We start from the raw sequence: 25,640 nt of genomic DNA, 5'->3' as shown, positions 1-25,640 counted from the left end.
ACTGCCCATATTTTTGTAAATTAGAGAAGCTAATTCACAAATAGTCAAATTATGGGCAATAGACGGTCATTTCTAAAAACTTCAGGGATCCTTTTGGCGGCAAGTGCATTGCCTCTATCCAGTTTTATGATTCCACAAAGGAAATCAAAGTTAGGAGTCGCTTTGGTGGGGTTGGGCTATTACAGTAAAGATATTTTGGCACCTGCACTCCAGTTAACCAAATATTGTGAATTAAGAGGTATTGTAACTGGATCCCCTGAAAAAATTCCTATTTGGCAGAAGAAATACAATATCCCGGATGCCAATGTTTACAATTATGAAAACATGCATACCATTGCTAATAATGACGATATCGATATTGTCTACATTGTCCTTCCCAATGCACTTCATAAACCGTATAGTATTATTGGCGCCGAAGCAGGGAAACATGTATGGTGCGAAAAACCAATGGCCATGAATGTTTCGGAATGTGAAGCCATCATCCAAGCCTGTAATAAAAACAAAGTGCAGTTAACCATCGGTTACCGTCTTCAGCATGAACCAGTAACCCAAACCATCATAAAATGGTCACAATCCAAACCTTATGGTGCTATAAATTCCTTATATGCTGAAGCGGGTTTCTATAATAGAGCAAGCGACCATAATAATTGGAAACTTCATAAAACTTTAGGTGGGGGCGCTATGTATGACATGGGAGTGTATCCACTCAATGCGGTTCGTTACGCTACAGGACTGGAACCAATTTCTGTGAGTGCCACCCACGAATATACACGTCCAGATATTTTCACTGCAGATGAAATTACCAATTTCAACTTAGAATTTCCAAATGGCATCACGGCTCAATGCAAAACATCTTTTGCTGAAAACATTAATACCATGAAAGTTGACTGTGCCAATGGCTGGTACAAAGCTGAACCTTTGCAATATTATAGCGGGGTAAGTGTACAAGGAAGTGATGGACAAAAAATATCACCATTTCAAGGAAACCAACAAGCCAAACAAATGGATGATGACGCATTGGCAATCATGAATAAAACGGCACCTATAGTCCCTGGTGAAGAAGGTTTGAAAGATATTAAAGTGGTTGAAGCCATCTACAAATCAGCGGCCCAAAATGGAAAAAGAATTCCTATTGCCTAGTATTTGTATCGGTTCGGAACTTAATTTTCTTCTTAACATATTATAGTCAATCTTCGAGTAATTTGGAATAACTATTCAATAAGAATACTTTATATTTATACCAATAAATGACGTTCCAAATTGAGAAATATACAATATCTCCTACGCAATAACTTCAATACCTTAAAATATTGTTTTAAGCGCATGTTTATTATGTTTTATCTCTTTGTTTTGGGGTGCACTACAAGCAATTCCCCAAATAAAATTGAGAATCCCAGAGAGCGTATTTCTATAAATGAAGGTTGGAAATTCATGAAATATGAATCGGAAGCCTTGGCCGACAATCTCATTTATGATGTAAGACCTGCTATTGAAAATGTTGATGACACCAAAGAAGCGGATTCCAAACCTACCGAAGCAGTTGAAATGGCTACTTCTGCCGAAGTTCTAAAACCCTATATTTTACCAACTGCCAACCATTTTATTAAGGACAGTACCAAACATCACAAAAGACCTAAGGGTAATCCTGGAGAAAACTTTCCTTTTGTACAAATTAATTTTGATGACCATGATTGGGAAACGGTGGATTTACCCCATGACTGGGCTATTAAAGGTCCTTTCATGAAAGGCAATGATGCTGAAGTTGGCGGAGGCATGGGACGGCTGCCTAGTAATGGTACGGCATGGTACCGAAAACAATTGGAAATACCCAAAAGTGATCAAGAAAAATCTATTTTTTTGGACATAGATGGCGCCATGTCCTACGCCATGGTATGGCTTAATGGTAATCTGGTTGGAGGCTGGCCCTATGGCTACAATTCTTGGCGATTGGATTTAACGCCATACATCAAATTTGGAGAAAGTAACCAACTAGCCATAAGGGTTGATAACCCTAATCATTCGGCTCGATGGTATCCTGGTGGAGGGATTAATAGAAATGTTTGGCTTACCAAAACCAACAAAATTCATATTGGTCAATGGGGAACCTATGTAACCTCCCAAGGGGTTTCTAAAGATTCTGCAACCATCGATTTTGAAGTAGCTATCGTAAATGATGCCTTGAGTAATGAAACTGTTGATGTCGTAACAGAAATTTATCCCTTAGAAAATGACTTTAAAAGATTAGGATTAAGAGCTGCGAGTATTAAAGAAAATAACATAAGTCTAAACTCTTTCAGTCAAACAACAATAAAAGGATCCGTCGTCATAAAAAATCCAAAACTATGGGGCCCTCCACCAACTCAAGCTCCCAATCTTTACAAAGCGATTACAACCATTCATTCTCAAGATGGTACTATTTTAGACAATTACGAAACTGTTTTTGGCATTCGCGAAGTAATTTTTGATAGCGAAAAAGGACTTATAGTGAATGGAGAATCTATAAAAATACAAGGTGTTAATCAGCACCATGATTTAGGTGCTTTGGGGGCAGCCTTCAACCTAAAAGCGGCCAAACGTCAATTGGAAACCCTAAAAGAGTTAGGATGCAATGCCATTAGGATGGCTCATAACCCTCCTGCTCCAGAACTTTTGGAGTTAACTGACCAAATAGGCTTTTTGGTAATTGATGAAATATTCGATAGCTGGGAACGTAAAAAAACACCTCATGATTTCCATCTTATTTTTGATGATTGGTTTGAAGCCGACACGCGCTCTTTTGTAAGACGAGACAGGAACCATCCTTCCGTAATATTATGGAGTTTCGGCAATGAAGTTGGAGAGCAGTATACAGATGAAGAAGGTGCTAAAGTGGGTTCTAAATTAAGTGCTATTGTAAAAAGTGAAGACCCTTCCAGACCAACCACTGCTTCCATGAATTACGCGAAACCCAATATGCCCTTCCCTACCATTATGGATGTCATCAGCTTAAACTATCAAGGAGAAGGCATTAGGGATGCCCCCGCTTATGCTCATCTACAAGGTATCAAAACGTCCCCCTTGTACCCAGCCTTCCACGAAGCATTTCCAAACAAAGCTATTATCAGCAGTGAAACGGCTGCGGCCTTAAGTTCGAGAGGAACTTATCTGTTTCCAGTGACAGGAGATATCAGTTCTCCTATTTCAGATGGTATTGGAGGTGATCCCAAAACTGGTTATGTGAGTTCGTATGAATTATATACCGCCAATTTTGGATCTTCCGCAGATAAAGTATTTGCATCGCAGGACAAACACCCCTTTGTAGCAGGGGAATTTGTCTGGTCCGGATGGGATTATTTGGGAGAACCTACTCCCTACTATTCCTCTAGAAGCTCCTATTTTGGACTTATTGATTTGGCAGGCTTTAAAAAGGACCGTTTTTATTTATACCAAGCCAGATGGCGACCTGATTTACCCATGGTACACATTCTTCCGCATTGGAATTGGCCAGAACGTACCGGACAAATTACTCCAGTGCATATTTTCACCTCTGGAGATGAAGTAGAATTGTTTTTGAATGAGAAATCCTTGGGACGCAAAAAGAAAGGACTTTTTGAATACCGTTTACGTTGGGATGATGTTGTATATAATCCAGGAACTTTAAAAGCTGTAGCTTATAAAAATGGCCAGTTTTGGAGCGAAGAAACTGTTCACACTACTGGGGAACCTTCAAAATTGGACTTAAAAACAGATCAGGACGACTTGCTCTCAAATGGGAAAGACTTGGTATTTATAACAGTAAAAATCACGGACAACAAGGATCATTTTGTGGCCAATGCCAACAATCCCATATCCTATACAATTGAAGGGCCTGGTGAGATAGTTGCCACTGACAACGGAGATCCAACTGATTTGACCACCTTTGCTTCCACAGAAAGAAATGCCTTTAATGGATTGGCTCTCGTTATTATTAAAGCGAAGAAAGGGGCTAGCGGCCAAATAAAAGTAACGGCGAATTCTAGTGGTTTACAGAGTGGTTCTGTAACCATAAATTGCCAATAAACAGGATCACGACTATTTACCTATAATCCAATAAAAAAGGAGTATAAAATTTATACTCCCTTTTTTTTTTTTATACGTTTTGAAATATTAGGCTTCCGGTTCCTCATTTTTACCTCCAAACAAACGCTTTCTAAAACCACTGAATAAAGCCACAGCTCCAACGGCAATAATTTTCCAAAATTTTATAAGCAATGCAAAAAAGCCAGCTTTAGCCAATACTTTTCCGGCAATAAGTCCTCCAATGCCATAGGCAGCCACTTCGTCTAAATCAGGATTAAAATCGGAGTAGCGATTACCTTCTGAAAATCTTACACTCTCAATAATTTGATCTCTGTCTCGGTTGAATGTATCCAACATATCGATATCCCCAATGGCATTCAAATTAAGGTATCCCTTTCTCCCCAGCACTCTAATGTTATAATTCAACGTATTGATATCTGTTCCTTCAAAATGTAATTCCTTGGCCCAGTGCAGCTTTTTAGTCACATTATCATAGTATGGTGCAGAAGCCCATCCTACCAATTCCATTTCGCCGTACCCTTGTACCACACGCTCTGGATTACCTGCTTTGATATCCTCCTGCATTTCCTCTAATAGATCGTCATAGTCTAAATCTTCGGCATCTTCATCTTCGATATAACCTTCTTCGGAATACCCTATTTCTACGCAATAGGTGAAGTTATCACTAAGAGGAAACATATTCTCCGGAAATAACAACCCTAAGGTTTCACTTGGTGGATTTTCCCAAAGCTCTGTAAGCACGTAATTACTTTGTTCTGGATCTAGATATTTAAAGCCTTGAGGGACTTCCAAAGTGGCAATGCCATCCTGCAAAGTGATAGTTCCCTTTTGAAATTCAAAGGAATTGTTGATGCTATCTGTGTAGAACTTTACAACATCCAAGTCAAAGGAAATGGTGTCAGTTTCAGTTTGGGAATAGCCCAACTGTAATAGCATTAAAAAACATAGGTTAAGTACAATCTTTTTCATGATTTAAGATTAGGTTTGGTTACAGTTTAAGAGTTGAAATATAAAAAATAATGCCCCCTTTTGACCAATAAATCTTAACAAATAAAGAAAATACTTAACCTATGAATCTAACTTAATAATTGTCAAACCTATAGCACGTTATCCATAATCTCCTGAACTACCTCAGGGTTTAACAATGTGCTGGTATCTCCAAGATTAGAAGTGTCGTTACTCGCTATTTTACGAAGAATACGACGCATGATCTTACCACTTCGTGTTTTTGGCAATCCTTGGGTAAACTGAATTTTGTCCAACTTAGCAATAGGTCCAATACGATCGGTTATCAATTGGTTGATCTCCTTACGAAGGTTCTCATGGTTTCTGCTTTCACCCGTATCTTTCAAAGTTACATAACCATATAGCGCATTTCCTTTCACATCATGCGGGAACCCAACAATTGCAGATTCTGACACTGCAGGGTGTTCGTTGATGGCGTCCTCAATTGGTGCTGTTCCAAGGTTATGTCCAGAAACAATAATTACATCATCCACTCGACCTGTGATACGATAGTAGCCAACTTCATCTCGCAAGGCTCCATCCCCTGTAAAATATTTATTTTCAAAAGCAGAAAAATACGTGTCTTTATACCTTTGGTGATCTCCCCAAATGGTTCGGGCCATAGAAGGCCAAGGGAATTTAATACATAATTTCCCATCTACTTGGTTGCCTTTTATTTCTTGGCCATTATCATCCATTAATGCTGGTTGTACCCCAATAAATGGCAAAGTGGCATAGGTAGGCTTTGTAGGTGTTACAAAAGGAATTGGCGTGATCATGATGCCTCCTGTTTCAGTTTGCCACCAGGTATCAACAATAGGGCTTTTCCCTTTCCCTATGGTATCGTTGTACCAGTGCCAGGCCTCTTCATTAATAGGCTCACCAACCGACCCCAACACTTTCAAGGAAGACAAATCATATTTATCAACCAATTCCACACCTTGTTTTGCTAGCGCTCTAATAGCCGTAGGCGCTGTGTAAAATTGGGTGACTTTGTGCTTCTGAACAATTTCCCAGAAGCGTCCAAAATCAGGGTAACTTGGTACGCCTTCAAACATCACGGTTGTGGCGCCATTTGCCAACGGTCCGTATACAATGTAGCTATGGCCCGTAATCCAACCTATATCGGCGGTACACCAAAAGATGTCATGCTCTCTATACTGAAACGTGTTTTTAAATGTGTAGGCTGTATACACCATATAACCAGCCGAAGTATGTACCATCCCTTTTGGTCTTCCCGTAGATCCAGAAGTATATAAAATGAACAAAGGATCTTCGGCATTCATGATTTCCGCCTTTCCTTCTTTGGAGGCCTTATCCAATAAAGGTTCCAGCCAATGGTCACGACCTGCTTCCATATGAACGTCTTCATTGGTGCGTTTAACCACCAAAACACTTTTCACGGAAGGACAGTTCTGAAGAGCTTCATCTACAATACCTTTTAAATCGATAGTTTTTGCTCCTCGATACGAACCATCTGCAGTAACTACTAATTTACATTCACTATCATTGATTCTTGTAGCTAATGCTTTGGAAGAAAAGCCTGCAAATACCACCGAGTGAATAGCCCCAATTCTAGCACAGGCCAAAATGGAAATCGCCAATTCAGGAATCATCGGCACATAAATACATACTCTATCCCCTCTTTGAATGCCCTGTTCCTTCAGTACATTGGCAAACTGATTCACGCGTTCATAAAGTTGTCTGTAGGTAATGTGTTCTGCTGGTTCATTTGGGTCATTCGGTTCAAAGAGAATCGCGGTTTTGTCCCCTCTTGTAGATAGATGTCTGTCGATACAGTTTTCTGTTATGTTCAATTGGGCTCCTTCAAACCATTTCACTTCCGGTTTGGTAAAATCCCAACTCAGGACTTTATCCCATTTTTTTCGCCACAAAAAGTGTTCTTCTGCAATTTCTTCCCAAAAATTTTCTGGTTCCCTTACCGACTTTCGGTACACTTGGTAATATTCTTCTAAATGTTTTATATGATAATGACTCATGTATTAAAATTTGTACCCCAATTTTGACAAATTGAGAGAATTGATTTGGTTCTAAGTTATAAAAATTATGTTTAGAGACAGTTCTTTTTCTACCGACAACATTTTTCTGTCGACGGAAGTATCCTACTCAAAAGATTAACGATAAATCCTATTCTTTCTTATTGAAAAAAGCCTCTTCCTCTTCGGACAACAACCTTGAATGAATCAAAAACCTGACACCCAAAGGTATTTCCAGAGAGAAACTAGCCCCTCTTCCCTCAGTGACATCTACTGTTAAATGGGTGTGTTTCCAATATTCAAACTGATCGCGATTCATATAAAAAGGAATGTCGTTTAAATACCCCAATAGCACATCGCTCTCATCAATATACATGTCTTCTTTTTCTAAAATCATTGGCGAGGATCCATCGCAACAGCCACCACTTTGATGAAAAATAAGCGCTCCATACTTCTCCTTTAGTGTCTCTACTATTTCAGCGGCCTTTTCTGTAATTGCTAATCGTTCCATAGTTATAAGATAAAAAAAAGGCTGACTTTGGGGACATCAGCCTTCTTCAATTGCTATCAATTACTTCTAAAAAAAGCCTAGTTTATTCTTATCATAAGAAATGAGCATATTCTTGGTTTGGCGGTAATAGTTAAGCATCATAACATGGTTTTCTCTACCAAATCCTGATTTTTTATAGCCTCCAAACGGTGCATGCGCAGGATAGGCATGGTAACAGTTTACCCAAACCCTACCTGCTTTTATTGCTCTAGGAATTTGATACAATTGGTGGGCGTCACGTGTCCAAACTCCTGCTCCCAATCCATAAAGTGTATCGTTTGCAATTTCAATGGCTTCAGCTTCATCCTTAAATTTGGTCACACATACCACTGGTCCAAAGATTTCCTCCTGAAATACACGCATTTTATTGTGTCCTTCCAAAATGGTAGGCTTAATATAAAATCCATTGGCTAAATCACCATCCAACTTATTGGCCTCCCCTCCTGAGAGTACTTTGGCACCTTCTTCTTTCCCTATTTTTAAATAAGATTGAATCTTTTCATACTGATCGTTCGAAGCCTGAGCTCCCACCATCGTATTGGTATCATAAGGATTCCCTTGAACGATGGCATTGGTTCTTGCAATAACGCGCTCCATAAATTGATCGTAGATATCCTCTTGAACCAACAATCTGGAAGGGCATGTACATACCTCCCCTTGGTTAAAGGCAAACAATACCGCTCCTTCAATAGCTTTATCCAAATAAGCATCATCTGCATCCATCACACTATTAAAGAAAATATTAGGTGATTTCCCTCCCAATTCCATGGTCACCGGATTGAGATTTTTAGAGGCGTATTGCATGATTAATTGTCCTGTGGTGGTTTCACCAGTGAAGGCAACTTTATCCACTCTTGAACTCGATGCCAAAGGTTTTCCTGCCTCTGGCCCAAAACCATGTACTACATTAACAACACCGGGAGGAAACACATCTGCAATTTTTTCCATCAACAAAGTGGCTGAGGAAGGGGTTTGTTCGGCTGGTTTCAACACCACGCAGTTCCCTGTAGCCAAAGCTGGTGGTAATTTCCATGATAACATTAATAGAGGAAAATTCCAAGGAATGATTTGCCCCACCACACCAAGTGGTTCTTTAATATTCATGGAAAGTGTATTGGCGTCCAATTCGGAAGCCGTCCCTTCTTCTGAACGAATACAAGCCGCAAAATAGCGCCAATGATCTGCCGACAATGGCACATCGGCATTTAGGGTTTCACGGATTGGCTTTCCGTTGTCGCAGGTTTCCACCAAAGCAAACTCTTCCAAATTGTCTTCAATAATATCGGCTACTTTGTTCAATAATAAAGAGCGCTCAGTGGCCGAAGTATTGCCCCACGCTTCTTTGGCCGCATTGGCCGCATCCAAGGCCAATTCTATATCCTCTTTTTGTGATCTAGGATACTTAGCGATTAGGCTATTATCTACGGGTGAGGTGTTTTCAAAATAATCACCCCCAACAGGTGGCACAAACTTCCCATTGATAAAATTGTGGTAGGTGTCCTTAAATTTTGGTTTAGAATAACTCATTTTTTTTTCACTTTTTAAGTTTAACTTTTTAAACAACTTCAAATCAAAACGTTACAACACGAACTAAAATTACCATGTTTGCAATTTGAAGCCTAAATATTTGACTATTGTGTAACTTTTATAAATATATTTTACCATATTAGCAATTTATTGAACATAATTATCATATTTTTGAACAAACCTATCATTTCAACCTTTTTTTGAATAATTTGAAAATCACGCTATGAATTCCTTGTTGAATCAACATAAAAAACACAGGAAACTAACCACACTAGTAGAGAACAGAACAACCTATAATGCGGACTATGCCGAATTGAATATTTACGAAACCCACGCCTATGCAGAACAGGTTTCCTTAACGTTCGATTTCCCAATTATTGCTAGTATGCTTACAGGAAAAAAAGTGATGCATTTGGATGGCATGCCTGCTTTTGATTTCTATCCGGGTGAATCGGTAGTGATGCCTACCAACAAGGAAATGGTTATTGACTTTCCTTTAGCAACCGCTGAAAGCCCAACACAGTGTTTGGCTTTGGGAATTGATGAAGGCAAAATAGATGAAGTGGTAGAAAAGTTTAATCAGAAGGTGACTATAGAGAATGAGAATAATTCGTGGAAACTGAATGAAACAGCCTCTCACCTAATCAACAATACCGATGTAAACCATTTGGTGGAGCGCTTGGTGTATACTTTTACCAATAGTAACAAATCCAAAGATGTGCTTTTGGATTTGATGATTCAAGAGCTGATTGTAAGGTTATTACAAACAAAAGCCAAGGCCTTTTTACTAAATGACCCTGACCATATGTTTAATGATACCCGTATTGGAATGGTCCTTAAGTATATTAAGGACAATCTTACCAACAAGGATATAACCGTAGATTTATTGGCTGAAAAAGCCTGTATGAGTACCTCTCATTTTCATAAGAAATTCAAAAACACCCTTGGTATTTCCCCTATAGATTACATTAACTCCGAAAAAATCAAGTTTTCCAAAAAGCTAATGAAGGAAGTCAAGGATTTTAGAATGTCTGAAATTGCATTTAAATCAGGGTTCAACAATACCAGCTATTTCAACCGACAGTTCAAAAAGCTGGAATTGATGACACCGCAACAATTTAAGGCCTCAATCAGTAAGTAATTATTGCTTTAAAAAGTCTGCAAACCATTTAGCCGAAGCTTTAGGTGTGCGCTCCAAAGTATCAAAATCTACATAGTGCATTCCAAAACGCTTGCTGTAGCCCGACGCCCATTCAAAGTTATCCATAAAGGACCAAGCAAAGTAGCCTGTTAGGTTCACCCCCTCTTCAATGGCTTTGGCACATTCTTCCAAATAGCCTTTAAAGAATTCCACACGTTTTGCATCATTGACTTCGCCATTTTCAAGTTGGTCGTCATAAGCACAGCCATTTTCGGTAATGACAATATTTGGATGGTCATAACGATCGGAAATCCAATGCAACAATTTTCTACAGCCCCAGGGCACAACAGCCCATTGCATTTCGGTTAATTCCCAATTGGGATCCAATGCTAAATTCACATCTTGATCCTCACTCAAACCTCCGTTACCATAAACCGAACCTGCATTGATTTGTTTAGCTTCCGAAGCCAACATAGTTGTATAATGGTTCAAACCAAAAAAGTCCGTGGAACCTAAAAGCATCTGGCGTTCTTCCTCCGTAAACTTAGGCAAACGGTCTCCCAAACGATCTTCCATACATTTTGGATATTTTCCAAAATAAATGGGATCTGCAAACCAAGCCAAGAAGAATTCCAAAGCACGTTGAGCCGCCTTTTGGTCTTCAACAGCATCGGTTAAAGGCTCTCTCCAATCACAATTATTGGTAATGCCAATTTTTCCTTCTTGTTCCTTTTGAAATTTAGTTCTGTAAAGTTGTACCGCCTTGGCATGGGCAATCAAAATATGGTGTCCAGCCAAATAAGGCTCTGTATTCGAAATACGTCCCGGTGCAAACACGCCTTGGCCGTAACCCAAAATAGCCACAACCCAAGCCTCATTGAACGTAATCCAATGTTTTACACGATCTCCAAAACGCTCAAAACACAATTGGGCATAGTCCACAAACACATCGGTGATTTCCTTGTTAAGCCATCCGTCCATTTCCAACTGAAGTGCCAGAGGTAAATCCCAATGGTACAAAGTCACCCAAGGCTCTATGTCATTCGCTAAAAGCTCGTCAATTAACTCTGAATAAAATTGAATTCCCTTTTCGTTGATTTCGCCTTGTCCCTGAGGAAAAATACGCGACCACGAAATAGAAAATCGGTAGGCCGTAAGCCCCATTTGCTTCATTAGGGCCACATCTTCCTTCATTTTATGATAATGATCACAAGCAACATCGCCCGTATCTCCTTCAAACACTTTGCCCGGTATTTGGCAAAAAGCGTCCCAAATAGATGGCCCACGACCATCTGTATTCCATGCACCTTCAATTTGATAGGAAGAGGTTGCCGAACCCCATACAAAATCCTTCGGAAATTTCATTTTTCAGTAGTTTTTATTGAGTCGGCAAGTTATTTATTAATGCGCAGACATGGTAGTAATATTTTGTCAAAATTGAATAAAATGTAACAGCAACAGTAAGAAACTTTCTCTAATGTCCCTGCGCTTCTTTAGCACCACTCGGGATCCTAATAAGTTCCACAATTTCCTGAACATCCTCTGGCGGAGCCTTTGTAAACTTCATGATGACAATAGACACAATAAAATTGCATAGCATGGCGATACTCCCAAAGCCTTCAGGAGAAATACCAAACCACCATTCACTTTTATCCGGAAGCTCCTCATCCAACCAGCCCAATTTGTATTTGATCATGTAGAACAGCATTAAAGAAATCCCCACAATCATCCCCGCAATCGCCCCTTCTTTGTTCATTTTTTTATAGAAAATTCCCAAAATAATGGCCGGAAAAAAGGAAGCGGCGGCCAACCCAAAAGCCAGTGCCACAACAGCCGCAACAAAATCTGGAGGATTGATACCGAAATATCCAGCCACACAAACCGCCCCAACAGCCGATAATCTTGCTCCGATAAGCTCTCCATTTTCAGAAATGTTTGGTTTGATGATTTTTTTGATCAAGTCATGAGATACTGAAGCAGAAATCACCAACAGTAAACCGGCTGCTGTAGACAAAGCTGCAGCCAAGCCACCAGCCGCCACAAGGGCAATCACCCAATTGGGCAATTTGGCGATTTCTGGATTTGCCAAAACCATAATATCATTATCAACCTTGAGTTCATTTTGAGTTTCATCTGCCACATAATTGATGATTCCATCATTGTTTTTATCCGTAAAGGAAATTAAACCTGTAGTTTCCCATTTTTTGAACCAATCCGGAACGGAAGCATAGGCTTTATTCGACACCGTTTCAATCATATTGGTTCTAGCAAATACCGCCACAGCTGGAGCCGTAGTGTACAAAATAGCAATTAGCAACAAGGCCAAACCTGCCGATTTACGGGCATCCTTCACTCGTTTCACCGTAAAAAACCTAACAATAACATGTGGCAATCCAGCCGTTCCAACCATCAAAGCCAAAGTAATGGCAAAGACATCCGTTAAAGATTTTGAGCCGTTGGTATATTCCGAAAAGCCCAGTTCAGCACTAAGCCCATCCAATTTATCCAATAAATAGGTTTCGGAACCATCGGCCAACTGACTTCCAAATCCTAATTGCGGAATCGGATTTCCCGTCATTTGAATGGAAATAAAAATGGCCGGGACCATAAAGGCGAAAATCAACACGCAATATTGCGCCACCTGTGTATAGGTAATCCCTTTCATCCCTCCCAACACAGCATAAAACAAGACAATAAGCATCCCGATAATCACACCGGTATCAATATCCACCTCCAAAAATCTCGAAAATACTACGCCAACGCCACGCATTTGTCCCGCCACATAGGTAAAGGACACCAACAAAGCACAAAACACGGCTACAATTCGAGCGGTTTTGGAATAATAGCGATCCCCAATAAAATCTGGCACGGTAAACTTCCCAAATTTCCTCAGATAAGGCGCCAACAACAAGGCTAATAACACATAACCTCCAGTCCATCCCATAAGATAAACGGAACCGTCATACCCACTGAAAGAGATGATTCCCGCCATGGAAATAAAAGACGCTGCACTCATCCAATCGGCAGCGGTGGCCATTCCATTGGCTAAAGGAGAGACACCTCCACCCGCAACATAAAATTCGTTGGTAGATCCTGCCCTAGACCAAATGGCAATGCCTATATACAATGAAAAAGTTAACCCTACCAATATATAGGTCCACATTTGCACATCTACTGTCAAAAAAATATTATTCATCATAGCCATATTTTTTATCCAATTTGTTCATCAATCTCACATACACGAATATCAAAACCACAAACACATACATAGAGCCTTGTTGGGCAAACCAAAACCCTACTTTAAACCCTCCAATTTTTATGGCATCCAATTCCTCTTTTAATAAAATTCCCGCACCATAGGACACCGCGAACCATATGGCCAACAAAATGAGTACATACCTAATGTTTTCTTTCCAATAGGCTTTAGAACGTTCTTTATTATTCATTTGATTTTAATTTTTGAAGATATTTTTGCAATTCTTTCACGACCCTAGGCGCCATGATCAACGTGGCAATCATCGTGGGAAATGCCATCAAGGCAAATACACCATCTATTAAATTGATTACTAGATCCAACTTAGTGGCAGCACCAAGGATGATACTTCCTATATAGAAATAATTGTAATAGTGTTTTTTATCGGCTCCAAACAGAAAGGACATGCACTTTCCTCCGTAATAGGAATAGGTAAACAAGGATGATAAGCTGAATACCGCAATACATAATAAAAGGAGATATGTTCCGATATGGGGAATTGCCTCTGAAAATGCCATAGCCGTTAAGGATACCCCATCCTTCTCTGAAGATTGCCATACTCCTGTGACCAAAATGGCTAAAGCTGTTAAAGTACAAACCACCAAGGTATCAATAGCAGGCCCTAACATAGCCACTAGACCTTCTCGCACAGGTTCCGATGTTTTGGCCGCTCCATGTGCCATGGGGGCTGTCCCTATTCCAGCTTCGTTGGAAAAAGCGCCCCGACGAATTCCCAAAAGGATCAATCCACCGACCATGCCTCCCAGAAAAGCATCACCCTTAAAATTACCCGGGGCAAAGGCATCTGTAAAAATCATCATTAAATATCTGGGTACTTCCTTGAAATTAACCGCAAGAATGACCATGACCAAGCCAAAATACAATACCACCATACTTGGCACTAATTTGGAGGCCGTTTGACTAATGCGTTTCAAACCACCCAATACCACCAATGCCGTGATGGATGCCAAAACAATTCCCAAGACAATTTTGGATTTCCAATCTACAGCAATCCCATTTGGAATCAACAAAATATCATTGATTGCCTGAGCCAATTGGTTGGCATTAAATACTGGCAATGCACCTATTAATCCAGCCATACTAAAAAAAATGGCCATTGGTTTCCAAGATTTTCCCAACCCTTCGATAATAAAGTACATAGGGCCTCCTTGCAATTCACCTGCACCATCTTTTCCCCTATACATAATTGCTAAAGTGGACGTGAAAAACTTGGTAGACATACCAACTACAGCACTAATCCACATCCAAAATACAGCTCCAGGACCTCCTATCGAAATGGCAACCGCCACTCCAGCAATGTTTCCCATGCCAATGGTTGAAGATAAAGCTGTAGTCAATGCTTGAAAATGGCTGATTTCACCTGGATCACTAGGATTGTCATATTTCCCCCTTAAAACCTGAACGGCGTGACCAAAAAGTCTGAAGGACATAAATCTGGATAGCAGCAATAAATACAAGCCACCTCCTATCAACAAAATCAGTAATGGTAATCCCCAAGCGAGCGAAGAAAAGTCGGAGACGAGTTGGTTAAGTTGGTTCATATTGGCTTTTGTGGATTATAAATGTAAGAAAAGCCAATGAATTTTTTAAACTTTATATTTTCAGAATCACACTTCTTTAAGAATACCTTAATTATAATCCCAATTTTTTATAAATCGAACATAAACCCAAAACTGATACGCATGGCATCTCTTTTAAAGGTTTCATCAAAATAAAACCCGTCAATATTACCATCAAATTTAACCGATTTAACTCCGTAGTCTACCTCTAACCCCAAGGTCATTCTATCATAAGCATCATACATCAGGTTCAGGATACCATAGTAATGTCTATGACGAAAATCACCTGCGATATAGTCTAATTCTGCTTCCGTTTCATCAATAATTACATAGCGCTCGGAATCGTTCGTACTATAACGTGTGTATCCAAAAACTGCATTGCCGTGCAGCTTTTCATTAAAAAAGTATTCATAGGTAACCCATCCCCCAAAAGCCAAAGTTCCTTTAAAATCATTTCCAACGGCAGGATATCCATCATAGCCAAATCCAGAAATAGTTGTGAGGTAATAGGAAATACCTTTACCGCCTACCAATTGAAATTGAAAACAATTGCGGTCAACCGTATGCTTACCACTAAAGGTCACACCATAGCCAAAAAAGTTATCCACCTCGTCGTTAAGTTTGTACTTAATATTTCTTAGAATAGATGCCAAACGCAAATGCCCCCAAACCTTCTGATAGGTCATTGCAAAAGTGACATCTGGTGTAGACTGGTGTGTATCATCCAAAAAAGGCTGAATTTCCTGAAGGGTGAAATAATCATCTTGAGGTGCTTCCAGGCTTATCTCATACTTCCATTTTTCGTCATTGAAAGTATTCATATATTTAATATGAGGGTTACGAAGCCAAATTCCAGAAGGAGGCCCTTCCAACTCCATAATGTTGGGCCAAAGATCTTCATCCCCAAAATTGTTCCAGTTTTGCCCAATCTGCCAATGCTTACTTTCCACATAGGCTTTCCTTAAACGTACATGCCCATTGCCACCCCAAAAATCGGATTCTACTATGGCCTTAATCTTTTGCCCATCTGGCATCACAATAAAAGTTGACCACCTAATCTGGGTTTGGTACATATCAACGTTAAGACTTGTTTCATCATCATCTCCAAACACATCGATATAACCAATATTAAAGGTGTCATTCCCCTGAAGTCCTCCAAACAAATCTAAATAGCCATTTAGTTTCATATGCACCCCCATACTACTTTTAAATTTGGGAGCACCATTAATAGAATCTTTGGATGTTATGGTGAGATATGGATCTTGTGCGAAACAATCTGTGGTAAAAAACAGGCACAAGAAAAAGCTAAGGGTAAAGAGTGGTTTCATGGTTAATTAATTTACGATTAAAGTTAAAAAATTTAACACAAAACCACACTAACTTACTTAAAAAGAAAAAGGTAGCTTTTTAAAGCTACCTTTTATTAAAATCCAAAATGGAGTATTGTTTTTATTTTAAATATTCCAAAACATTAGCTTCTATTCTGCTTTGGATATCACTTACATCTGCCTTCACAAAAGTCTCTCCTATAATGTTTTCGTAAAGCTCGATATAACGCTCACTTACTGTTGTAATGTACTCATCTGTCATTTCTGGAACCGCTTGTCCTTCCAAGCCTTGGAATCCATTAGAGATTAACCATTGACGCACAAACTCTTTAGACAATTGCTTTTGTTCTTCTCCTTTTTCTTGACGCTCTTCATAGCCTTCGGCATAAAAATAACGGGAAGAATCAGGCGTGTGGATTTCATCGATCAATACAATTTTACCGTCCTTGGTTTTACCGAATTCATACTTGGTATCTACTAAAATCAAACCTCTAGAAGCTGCAATTTCAGTTCCTCTTTGGAATAATTTACGCGTGTAATCTTCCAACACCAAATAATCTTCTTCAGAAACAATCCCTCTAGCCAAAATGTCTTCACGGGAAATATCTTCATCGTGGTCACCTTGCTCCGCCTTTGTTGCAGGAGTGATAATTGGCTGTGGAAATTTATCATTTTCCTTCATACCTTCAGGCATCTCTACACCACATAACAGACGTTTTCCTGCCTTATACTCCCTAGCCGCGTGGCCAGACAAATACCCACGAATTACCATTTCTACTTTGAAAGGCTCACACAACGCACCTACCGCTACATTAGGATCTGGAGTAGCTGTTAACCAATTAGGAACCAAATCTTCGGTAGCTTTCATCATGTTGGTTGCAATTTGGTTTAAGATTTGCCCTTTGAATGGAATTCCTTTTGGCATTACCACATCAAAAGCACTTAAACGATCCGTTGCAATCATGACCAATTGCTCGTCATTGATATTGTATACTTCCCTAACTTTTCCTTTGTAAACGCTTTTTTGCCCAGGAAAATTAAAATTGGTATCTATGATAGTATTACTCATAAGGTCTTAAAAATTGTCTCTATAGTTTGATCAATAAAAGTTAACCTGTTTGGGTTAATCGCTGCAAATTTACAAAATAGTTAAGCAACCTACATCAATAAAAAAAAGTTACTTATAGTAAATTTTGCAGATTCAAACTATTCCCTATTTTCAATGCTTTTATAAGCCTCAATTACCTTTTTCACCAATTTATGACGAATCACATCTTTGTCATCCAGGAATACCATCCCTACCCCTTCTACATTCTTTAAAATGAGTAAAGCTTCCTTAAGACCTGAAATGGTACGTCTAGGCAAATCAATTTGTCCTGGATCTCCCGTCAATAAAAACTTAGCGTTTTTTCCCATACGGGTCAAAAACATTTTCATTTGGGCGTGTGTGGTATTTTGGCCTTCATCCAAAATGACAAAGGCATTATCCAAGGTACGTCCTCTCATAAAGGCCAAAGGCGCAATCTGAATCGTTCCGTTTTCAATAAGCGTCGTCAATTTTTCCGTAGGAATCATATCCCTTAGGGCATCGTACAAAGGCTGCATATAGGGGTCTAATTTCTCCTTTAAATCCCCCGGTAAAAACCCAAGATTTTCCCCAGCTTCCACAGCTGGCCTTGTAAGGATGATTCGTTTGACCTCTTTGTTTTTAAGAGCTTGTACTGCAAGCGCAACTCCCGTGTAGGTTTTTCCTGTACCCGCCGGACCAATGGCAAAAACCATGTCGTTTTTGCGCATACTTTCCACCAATTTACGTTGGTTTAGGGTTTGGGCTTTTATCAATCTTCCTCCCACACCATGAACAATGGTTTCACCACTTTGCTCTGAAGTTGTATAATCATCAGTGCTTTGGCTAGTCAATACGCGTTCTATAGCGTTTTCATCCAGTTTGTTGTATTTGCCAAAATGGCCCATCAACATAGTAAGGCGGCGGTCAAATTCTTCGAGTAGATCTTCGTCGCCATAAGCTTTAATTTTATTGCCTCTTGCGACAATCTTCAGTTTGGGAAAGTACTTTTTAAGAAGTTCGATATTTACATTGTGCGCTCCAAAAAACTCTTTTGGAGCAATTTCTTCCAATTCAATTATAAGTTCATTCAAAAGCTAAGTGATTTAGTACATTATTCTGTTTTTGTTTTATTAGTTTTGTGGTAAATAAAACGGGCGCCATTTTTTTAATTCTCAGAATAAAAATAGCAGAAATAAATTGTAATTAAATTGACTTCGGTTATTTTTATTTGAATTTTTTACACAATGGAAAGCTACATAATTTTAATGAAATTTAGGTTAAAAAACTATCAACAATTTTAAATGGCAATCATTACATTAACGACCGATTTTGGTGAAAAAGACCACTTCTCCGGAGCCGTTAAAGGCGCTATTTACAGTCAACTTCCTGACGTTCGCATTGTTGATATCTCGCATTCGGTGTCCCCTTTCAATGTTCCCGAAGCCGCCTATATCATCCAAAGTGCCTACAGCAGTTTTCCAAAGGGAACCATACACGTTATCGGGATTGATTCTGAATTAAACCCAGAAAACAAACACATTGCAATTAAACTGGACGGCCATTATTTTATCTGTGCCAACAATGGCATTATGAGCATGATTTGCTCCGAAATTGCACCAGAGAAAATTGTGGAGATTAACATACATGATAAAATTGAAACCAATTTCCCTGTGCTGGATGTCTTTGTAAAAGTGGCTTGTCATATTGCCCGAGGTGGTACTCTTGAAGTGATTGGTAAAGTGATTGACCACATCAAACCAATCAAAAACCTAACACCCTTTGTAAATGATGAGAAAAACCAAATTATAGGAAGTGTAATCTACATTGACAACTACGGAAACGTAGTGACCAACATCAAACGTAAATTTTTTGAATCCATCCAAAAAACACGTCCTTTTGAAATTTCGGCAAGAAGCCATAAGTTCAAGGAAATATACAATAAATACAGTGATGTAATCAACTTTGATACTCCTAAAGAAAAACGCTACGACCAAGGAAAAGGACTCGTGGTGTTCAATTCTTCCAACTACATTGAAATTGCTATTTACAAGAGTAACAGTAGTACCGTAGGAAGCGCCTCTACCCTTATGGGACTGCAAATGCGGGATACGGTGACCATCAACTTCTTTTAGCGCAAGACCCTTTAATATTCAATTAACTAAATTACACATATGTTTGTACGGATCGTGAAAATGAGTTTTCAACCCGAAAAAATAGACACTTTTCTTTCCAATTTTGAAGCCAACAAAACTAAAATACGTGCTTTTGAAGGCTGTCAGTTTTTGGAATTATACCGAGACAAAACCAACCCCAACATCTTTTTCACCTACAGCTATTGGGACACCGAAACCGATTTGGAAAACTACAGACATTCGGAATTGTTCAAAGGTGTTTGGGCCAATACCAAACCTCTCTTTAATGCCAAACCAGAAGCTTGGAGCGTCGATAAATTGGAATCATTGGCTTAATACCTTCCTTCTCTCAAAATCTTCAAAGGCAATCCCATTTATTTTTTTACTTTTAACACCTAAAGTCAAGAAATGCTAGCTATACTTAAAAAAGAAATCAATTCGTTTTTTGCCTCCCCCATAGGCTACCTTGTTATTGCGTTGTTTTTATTGCTCAACGGCTTATTTTTATGGGTCTTTAAAGGCGATTTTAATATTTTGGACAACGGTTTTGCAGACCTGACCACCTTCTTTACCCTAGCACCTTGGATTTTAATTTTCTTGGTTCCCGCCATCACCATGCGAAGTTTTTGTGATGAGAAAAAACAAGGTACCCTGGAGCTTCTCCTCACAAAACCGGTGAGCCAAATTCAAATTGTGTTGGGCAAATATTTAGGTTCCCTGCTGTTAATTGTCATGGCTTTATTACCCACGCTGCTTTATGCTTATAGCATTTACAAACTGGGAAACCCAGAAGGTAATTTAGATGTGGGCAGTACCCTTGGTTCGTATTTTGGATTGTTGTTTTTAGCCGCCGCTTATACTGCCATTGGTATTTTTTCTTCGACACTTACCGACAATCAAATTGTGGCGTTTATCAGTGCTGTATTTTTATGCTTCTTCTTCTATTTTGGATTTGAAGGGCTTTCCAGTCTCAACCTTTTCGGTGATACGGTTTACCTAGAAAAACTAGGTATGGAAAACCACTTTAAAAGTATGAGCCGTGGGGTTTTGGACACTCGGGATTTGCTCTACTTCTTGAGTATTATTGCAATTTTTGTGTTGCTGACTGCTAAACGTATCCAAACAAAAAACATCAATAAGAAGGATATCATAGGGCTTTCCACTTTTGTTATAGGCTTATTGGTTTTTAATGTTATTGCCCAAAGCATCTACAAAAGATTCGACCTTACCCAAGATAACCGGTATACACTTTCGCAAGCTGCTTTAAATACAGTTTCTGAAGTAGATTCTCCTTTAATTGTAGATGTTTTTTTGGAGGGAGATTTCCCTTCGGAATTTAGACGCTTAAAGGAAGAAACCCGTCAGATTTTGGAAGAGTTTGCTTTATACAATTCCGATGTAACTTTTAACTTCATCAATCCTGTAGCCGATGAAGCAACACGTGACCAAAACATTCAACAATTGGCACAACGTGGTCTACAACCCTTTCAATTATCGATAAAGGAAAGCGGCAAATCATCACAAGAACTTATTTTCCCTTGGGCTTTGGCTAGCTATAATGAGCAAACGGTTAAAATTCCATTGCTGAAAAACAATATTGGAGCTACAGACCAAGAACGTGTGAACAATTCCATTCAGCATTTGGAATATGCCTTTGCTGAGGCTTTCAAAAAACTTACCACCACAAAAGATAAAAAAATAGCCATCCTAAAAGGAAATGGTGAACTGGAAGACATTTATATCGCCGATTTCTTAAAGACACTGAAAGAACACTACAACATTGCACCATTCACCATGGACAGTGTTGCCAATGCTCCTGAAAAAACGTTGAAACAGTTAGAAGGTTATGATCTGGTCATTGCCGCCAAACCAACTGTTCCTTTTTCCGAAGAAGAAAAATATGTTTTGGATCAATACACCATGAACGGCGGTAAAAGTTTGTGGCTAACGGAAGCTGTTATTATGGATAAGGACAGTTTGCTGAATGAAACTGGACGTGCCATCTCAATCATGAGAGACAACAACCTTAATGATTTCTTCTTCAAATACGGAGTTCGCATCAATCCTGTCCTGGTTAAGGATATGTATTCGGCGCCAATTACTTTGGCAATTGGAGAAGGTAACAATACGCAGTTTCAGCCACTTCAATGGCCATATTCGCCTTTAGCTGCCAACAACCCAAACCACCCTATCACGAACAATATCAACCTGGTGAAATTTGATTTTGCCAGTCAGATAGACACCTTGAAGAACAGTGTTGACAAAACCATTTTATTGAGAAGTTCCAGCCTTACGCAGTTGGAAGGTGTGCCACGAGAAATAAGTTTAGAGATCGTTACCCAAGAGCCGAATCCTGAAGCCTTTAACAAAGGTCACCAAACCTTGGCGGTTCTTTTGGAAGGTGAATTTACTTCGGTGTACAACAACCGTGTAAATCCTTTCAAACTATCCCAAGATAAAACTACCAGTGTCCCTACCAAAATGATTGTTGTTGCCGATGGTGACGTGATCAAAAATGATGTGGTTAGAAACCAACCACAAGAATTAGGATTTGATTTCTTCACCAAACGAAATTTTGGCAACAAGGAGTTCTTGGAAAATGCCGTAAATTACCTTTTGGAGGATGATGGACTTATAAACATTAGAACCAAGGAAATTGATTTGGCCTTTTTGGATCCTCAAAAAATAGCCGAGCAAAAAACCAAGTGGCAGCTTATAAATCTTGTACTTCCACTCCTTTTGCTGGCCCTTTTTGGACTAGGTTTCAACTATGCCAGAAAGCGAAAATACACTTAACAGTTGTTAATAAGTTTGTTTTAATTTAAAAGTGGTTTAGGATATATTTGTAGGACAATCTAGTATATAAAAACAAATACATGAAGTTTATAGTATCGAGTACGTATTTACTTAAACAATTACAGGTTCTGGGAGGCGTCATCAACAACTCCAATACGCTACCTATTTTAGATAATTTCCTTTTTGAATTAAACGATTCCAAGCTTGTAGTTTCTGCAAGTGATTTAGAGACTACCATGTCTTCTGTGATAGATGTAGAAAGTGATAGTACCGGAAGTATCGCCTTACCTGCGCGCCTGTTACTTGATACCTTAAAAACATTCCCTGAGCAGCCCTTAACTTTTGTGGTTGAAGACAACAATACTGTTGAAATTAGCTCTAACCACGGTAAATATGCCTTGGCATATGCCGATGGCAATGAATTCCCAAAAGCTATTGCTCTTGAAGATCCAAGTACTACAACTATTGCTGGTGATATTTTGGCGACTGCCATTAGCAAGACCATTTTTGCTGCTGGGAACGACGATCTTCGCCCTGTAATGAGCGGTGTGTTCTTCCAGTTTTCAACAGAAGGTTTGACCTTTGTGGCAACCGATGCCCACAAATTGGTAAAATATACCCGTGAAGATGTAAAAGCATCTCAGGTGGCTGAGTTCATCATGCCTAAAAAACCTTTAAATCTTTTAAAAGGAATTTTGGCCACCAATGAAGATGCCGTAACAATTGAATACAACGACTCCAATGCCAAGTTTATTTTTGACAACTCAGAGTTGGTATGTCGTTTGATTGATGGAAAATACCCTAACTACGAAGCGGTAATTCCTAAAGAAAATCCAAATAAACTTTCTATAGACCGTACGCAGTTTTTAAACTCTGTACGTCGTGTGAGTATCTTCTCTAACAAGACGACTCACCAAATTAGATTGAAAATTGCTGGTGCAGAATTGAATATTTCTGCAGAAGATATCGATTACTCAAACAAGGCCGAAGAGCGTCTAACTTGTGATTACCAAGGAGACGATATGCAAATTGGGTTCAACTCTCGTTTCTTAACCGAAATGTTGAACAACCTAAACTCTGACGAGGTACAATTGGAAATGAGTTTACCAAACAGAGCCGGGATCCTTACTCCTATTGATGGTTTGGACGAAGGAGAATTGATTACCATGTTGGTAATGCCAGTAATGCTAAATTCGTAATTAACTGACCCAAAATAAGTGTTAAATAAAAAAAGAGCTCACAATTTTAGTGAGCTCTTTTTGGTTTATCTCTTTATAAAAATAACTAACTAATAAAATTAAGAGATAAGGGATATTTAGGAACTTCTCCGTTACTTGCTTTTATGGCATTAATGATTGGAAATGCCAATGAAATCAATCCTACTACAATCAAGGTTACAATTCCAAGACCCAATAAAAAAATCAAAGGAATACTTAAAAGTGAATACACAATGATACTTAATTGAAAGTTCACAATTTCCTTTCCTTGTTGATCCATAAAGTACACACGATCCTTTTGGGTCAACCAAAGCACCAAAGGCACTATGAGCCCTCCAACACCAGTAAGACATGTCAACAACTGGCTTAAATGTGTTATTACCAATAGTTGTTTATCTTCTCTCATGGCTATTATTTAAATTGATTACACCTATTGGTAGGATAAATTCCAAAAACGTTACAAAGCAACTTAAATATTTTTATAAACTCTCCTTAAAACGAAAAAGGCCAATTCGCGATTCACGAATTGACCTTTTTCCATCTATATTAGTTTTTGTCTTACTTTAATGTAGAAGGACAAACATAATTGGTTACAGGAATACCTGCATTTTTAATGGCTGCAAATCCTCCAGCAACATCCACCAAATTGTGGATCCCACGGCTCTTTAAAATGGATGCTGCAATAACAGAACGGTATCCTCCAGCACAGTGCACATAGAATGTTTTATCCTCTGGGAACTCTGCCAAGTGATCATTTAAGAAATCTAACGGCGTAAAATGAGCAGTCTCAATATGTGAGGCAGTAAACTCTCCATCTTTTCTAACGTCAAAAATTGGCAAGTCTTCTTTTTCCATACGGGATTTCAATTCTTCTGCAGAAATTGAAACCAAACCATCGGTCTCCTTTCCAGCTTCACTCCAAGCCTCAAAACCACCTTTCAAATAGCCAAGAGTATTATCAAATCCAACTCTTGACAATCTAGTCACGGTCTCTTCTTCTCTTCCTTCTGGACATACCAATAATATTGGTTGTTTGGTGTCTTTTATCAAAGCACCTACCCATGGCGCAAATCCACCATTGATTCCAATAAAAATAGAACGTGGGATATGCCCTTTTACAAAATCTTCTGGATTGCGAACATCCAACACCATAGCGCCAGTTTCATTGGCGGCCACTTCAAATTCTTCAGGGCTTAAAGCTCTAGTACCACGTTCCAACACCTCATCGATATCTTCGTAACCTTCCTTGTTCATTTTCACATTCAATGGGAAATATTGTGGAGGCGGCAACAATCCATCGGTTACTTCCTTGATGAACTCCTCTTTGGTCATGTCTGCTCTTAAAGCATAATTCATCTTTTTCTGGTTACCTAAAGTATCTACCGTTTCCTTCATCATGTTCTTTCCACAGGCAGAACCAGCACCGTGTGCAGGGTATACAATCACCTCATCTGCCAACGGCATGATCTTAGTACGTAAGCTATCATAAAGATATCCTGCCAAATCTTCCTGAGTCAATTCTTTTCCTTTCTGGGCTAAATCTGGACGCCCTACATCTCCCAAAAACAAGGTATCTCCACTGAAAATGGCGTAGTCCTTTCCGTTTTCGTCTCTTAATAAATAGGTAGTGCTTTCCATAGTATGCCCTGGTGTGTGCAGAGCGATAATGGTAACGTTCCCCAATTTAAACTCCTGACCATCCTTAGCAATGATCGCTTCAAACGAAGGATTCGCGTTTGGTCCATATACAATTGGAGCCCCAGTTTGCTTAGACAAGGTAACGTGGCCACTCACAAAATCGGCATGGAAATGGGTTTCAAAAATGTATTTGATGCTTGCATTGTTTGCTTCTGCTCTATCTATATAAGGCTGTACTTCCCTTAATGGATCAATAATAGCCACTTCACCATTACTTTCTATGTAATAGGCTCCTTGGGCCAAACATCCTGTGTATATCTGTTCTATCTTCATAATAAATGATTTTCT

Annotated in this window: 20 protein-coding genes; 7 read left to right on the top strand and 13 right to left on the bottom strand. The window is 39.1% G+C overall.

Annotated features, from left to right (window positions below; genetic code table 11):
• Window positions 1-51: 51 nt before the first annotated feature.
• On the top strand, window positions 52-1,140 hold the full coding sequence (locus tag ZA05_RS14620; protein ID WP_053992426.1) for a Gfo/Idh/MocA family protein: 1,089 nt from the start codon (window positions 52-54) through the stop codon (window positions 1,138-1,140).
• 192 nt (window positions 1,141-1,332) lie between these two features.
• Window positions 1,333-4,038 (top strand): beta-galactosidase GalB, encoded by a 2,706-nt coding sequence (galB, locus tag ZA05_RS14615; protein WP_231632500.1) that lies wholly within the window; start codon window positions 1,333-1,335, stop codon window positions 4,036-4,038.
• Between the two features lie 87 nt (window positions 4,039-4,125).
• Here the strand turns inward: galB and ZA05_RS14610 are convergent, their stop codons facing one another.
• From ZA05_RS14610 to ZA05_RS14595, 4 genes are all read right to left on the bottom strand, one after another.
• A complete protein-coding gene (locus tag ZA05_RS14610) occupies window positions 4,126-5,028 on the bottom strand; it encodes a DUF2167 domain-containing protein (protein ID WP_053992424.1) in 903 nt (300 codons plus the stop codon).
• A 128-nt stretch (window positions 5,029-5,156) separates the two neighbouring features.
• Window positions 5,157-7,064 (bottom strand): acetate--CoA ligase, encoded by a 1,908-nt coding sequence (gene acs, locus ZA05_RS14605; protein ID WP_053992423.1) that lies wholly within the window; start codon window positions 7,062-7,064, stop codon window positions 5,157-5,159.
• Between the two features lie 148 nt (window positions 7,065-7,212).
• Window positions 7,213-7,572, bottom strand: a complete 360-nt coding sequence (locus ZA05_RS14600) for a DUF779 domain-containing protein (RefSeq protein ID WP_053992422.1) — start codon at window positions 7,570-7,572, stop codon at window positions 7,213-7,215.
• Between the two features lie 66 nt (window positions 7,573-7,638).
• A complete protein-coding gene (locus ZA05_RS14595) occupies window positions 7,639-9,138 on the bottom strand; it encodes an aldehyde dehydrogenase family protein (RefSeq protein WP_053992548.1) in 1,500 nt (499 codons plus the stop codon).
• Between the two features lie 223 nt (window positions 9,139-9,361).
• On the opposite strand from ZA05_RS14595, the gene ZA05_RS14590 reads away from it, so the two are divergent.
• A complete protein-coding gene (locus ZA05_RS14590; protein WP_053992421.1) occupies window positions 9,362-10,279 on the top strand; it encodes an AraC family transcriptional regulator in 918 nt (305 codons plus the stop codon).
• Here the strand turns inward: ZA05_RS14590 and ZA05_RS14585 are convergent, their stop codons facing one another.
• The 7 genes from ZA05_RS14585 to ZA05_RS14555 all read right to left on the bottom strand — a co-directional run bounded on the left by ZA05_RS14585 (window position 10,280) and on the right by ZA05_RS14555 (window position 18,600).
• Window positions 10,280-11,644 carry a GH1 family beta-glucosidase gene (locus tag ZA05_RS14585; RefSeq protein ID WP_053992420.1) on the bottom strand — a complete coding sequence of 455 codons (1,365 nt, stop codon included), beginning with the start codon at window positions 11,642-11,644 and terminating at the stop codon, window positions 10,280-10,282.
• Between the two features lie 109 nt (window positions 11,645-11,753).
• On the bottom strand, window positions 11,754-13,478 hold the full coding sequence (locus tag ZA05_RS14580; RefSeq protein WP_053992419.1) for a sodium:solute symporter family protein: 1,725 nt from the start codon (window positions 13,476-13,478) through the stop codon (window positions 11,754-11,756).
• Entirely contained in the window at window positions 13,468-13,725 is a 258-nt protein-coding gene (locus ZA05_RS14575) for a DUF4212 domain-containing protein (protein WP_053978018.1), read from the bottom strand. Before ZA05_RS14575 ends, ZA05_RS14580 begins: the two co-directional genes overlap by 11 nt.
• On the bottom strand, window positions 13,718-15,094 hold the full coding sequence (locus ZA05_RS14570) for a sodium:alanine symporter family protein (RefSeq protein WP_053992418.1): 1,377 nt from the start codon (window positions 15,092-15,094) through the stop codon (window positions 13,718-13,720). Before ZA05_RS14570 ends, ZA05_RS14575 begins: the two co-directional genes overlap by 8 nt.
• 107 nt (window positions 15,095-15,201) lie before the next feature.
• On the bottom strand, window positions 15,202-16,440 hold the full coding sequence (locus ZA05_RS14565) for a hypothetical protein (RefSeq protein WP_053992417.1): 1,239 nt from the start codon (window positions 16,438-16,440) through the stop codon (window positions 15,202-15,204).
• A 121-nt stretch (window positions 16,441-16,561) separates the two neighbouring features.
• On the bottom strand, window positions 16,562-17,509 hold the full coding sequence (locus ZA05_RS14560; RefSeq protein ID WP_053992416.1) for a phosphoribosylaminoimidazolesuccinocarboxamide synthase: 948 nt from the start codon (window positions 17,507-17,509) through the stop codon (window positions 16,562-16,564).
• Between the two features lie 137 nt (window positions 17,510-17,646).
• Window positions 17,647-18,600, bottom strand: coding sequence for a PhoH family protein (locus ZA05_RS14555; RefSeq protein ID WP_053992415.1), 954 nt, complete (start codon window positions 18,598-18,600; stop codon window positions 17,647-17,649).
• Between the two features lie 210 nt (window positions 18,601-18,810).
• On the opposite strand from ZA05_RS14555, the gene ZA05_RS14550 reads away from it, so the two are divergent.
• The 4 genes from ZA05_RS14550 (at window position 18,811) to dnaN (ending at window position 23,636) form a co-directional block, all read left to right on the top strand.
• Window positions 18,811-19,641 carry an S-adenosyl-l-methionine hydroxide adenosyltransferase family protein gene (locus tag ZA05_RS14550; protein WP_053992414.1) on the top strand — a complete coding sequence of 277 codons (831 nt, stop codon included), beginning with the start codon at window positions 18,811-18,813 and terminating at the stop codon, window positions 19,639-19,641.
• Window positions 19,642-19,680: 39 nt separating this feature from the next.
• Window positions 19,681-19,977, top strand: coding sequence for a putative quinol monooxygenase (locus ZA05_RS14545; protein ID WP_053992413.1), 297 nt, complete (start codon window positions 19,681-19,683; stop codon window positions 19,975-19,977).
• Window positions 19,978-20,049: 72 nt separating this feature from the next.
• Window positions 20,050-22,437, top strand: a complete 2,388-nt coding sequence (gldG, locus tag ZA05_RS14540; protein ID WP_053992412.1) for a gliding motility-associated ABC transporter substrate-binding protein GldG — start codon at window positions 20,050-20,052, stop codon at window positions 22,435-22,437.
• An 80-nt stretch (window positions 22,438-22,517) separates the two neighbouring features.
• Window positions 22,518-23,636, top strand: a complete 1,119-nt coding sequence (gene dnaN / locus ZA05_RS14535) for a DNA polymerase III subunit beta (protein ID WP_053992411.1) — start codon at window positions 22,518-22,520, stop codon at window positions 23,634-23,636.
• Between the two features lie 85 nt (window positions 23,637-23,721).
• Here the strand turns inward: dnaN and ZA05_RS14530 are convergent, their stop codons facing one another.
• Both ZA05_RS14530 and ZA05_RS14525 read right to left on the bottom strand, forming a co-directional pair.
• On the bottom strand, window positions 23,722-24,060 hold the full coding sequence (locus ZA05_RS14530) for a DUF4870 domain-containing protein (RefSeq protein WP_053992410.1): 339 nt from the start codon (window positions 24,058-24,060) through the stop codon (window positions 23,722-23,724).
• A 152-nt stretch (window positions 24,061-24,212) separates the two neighbouring features.
• A complete protein-coding gene (locus ZA05_RS14525; protein WP_053992409.1) occupies window positions 24,213-25,625 on the bottom strand; it encodes a rhodanese-like domain-containing protein in 1,413 nt (470 codons plus the stop codon).
• Between the last annotated feature and the right edge of the window lie 15 nt (window positions 25,626-25,640).

Source organism: Mangrovimonas sp. TPBH4 (assembly GCF_001280505.1).
Classification (GTDB): domain Bacteria; phylum Bacteroidota; class Bacteroidia; order Flavobacteriales; family Flavobacteriaceae; genus Mangrovimonas_A.
The sequence above is the reverse complement of the archived record's forward strand: the minus strand, read 5'-3'. Positions and strand labels throughout refer to the sequence as shown.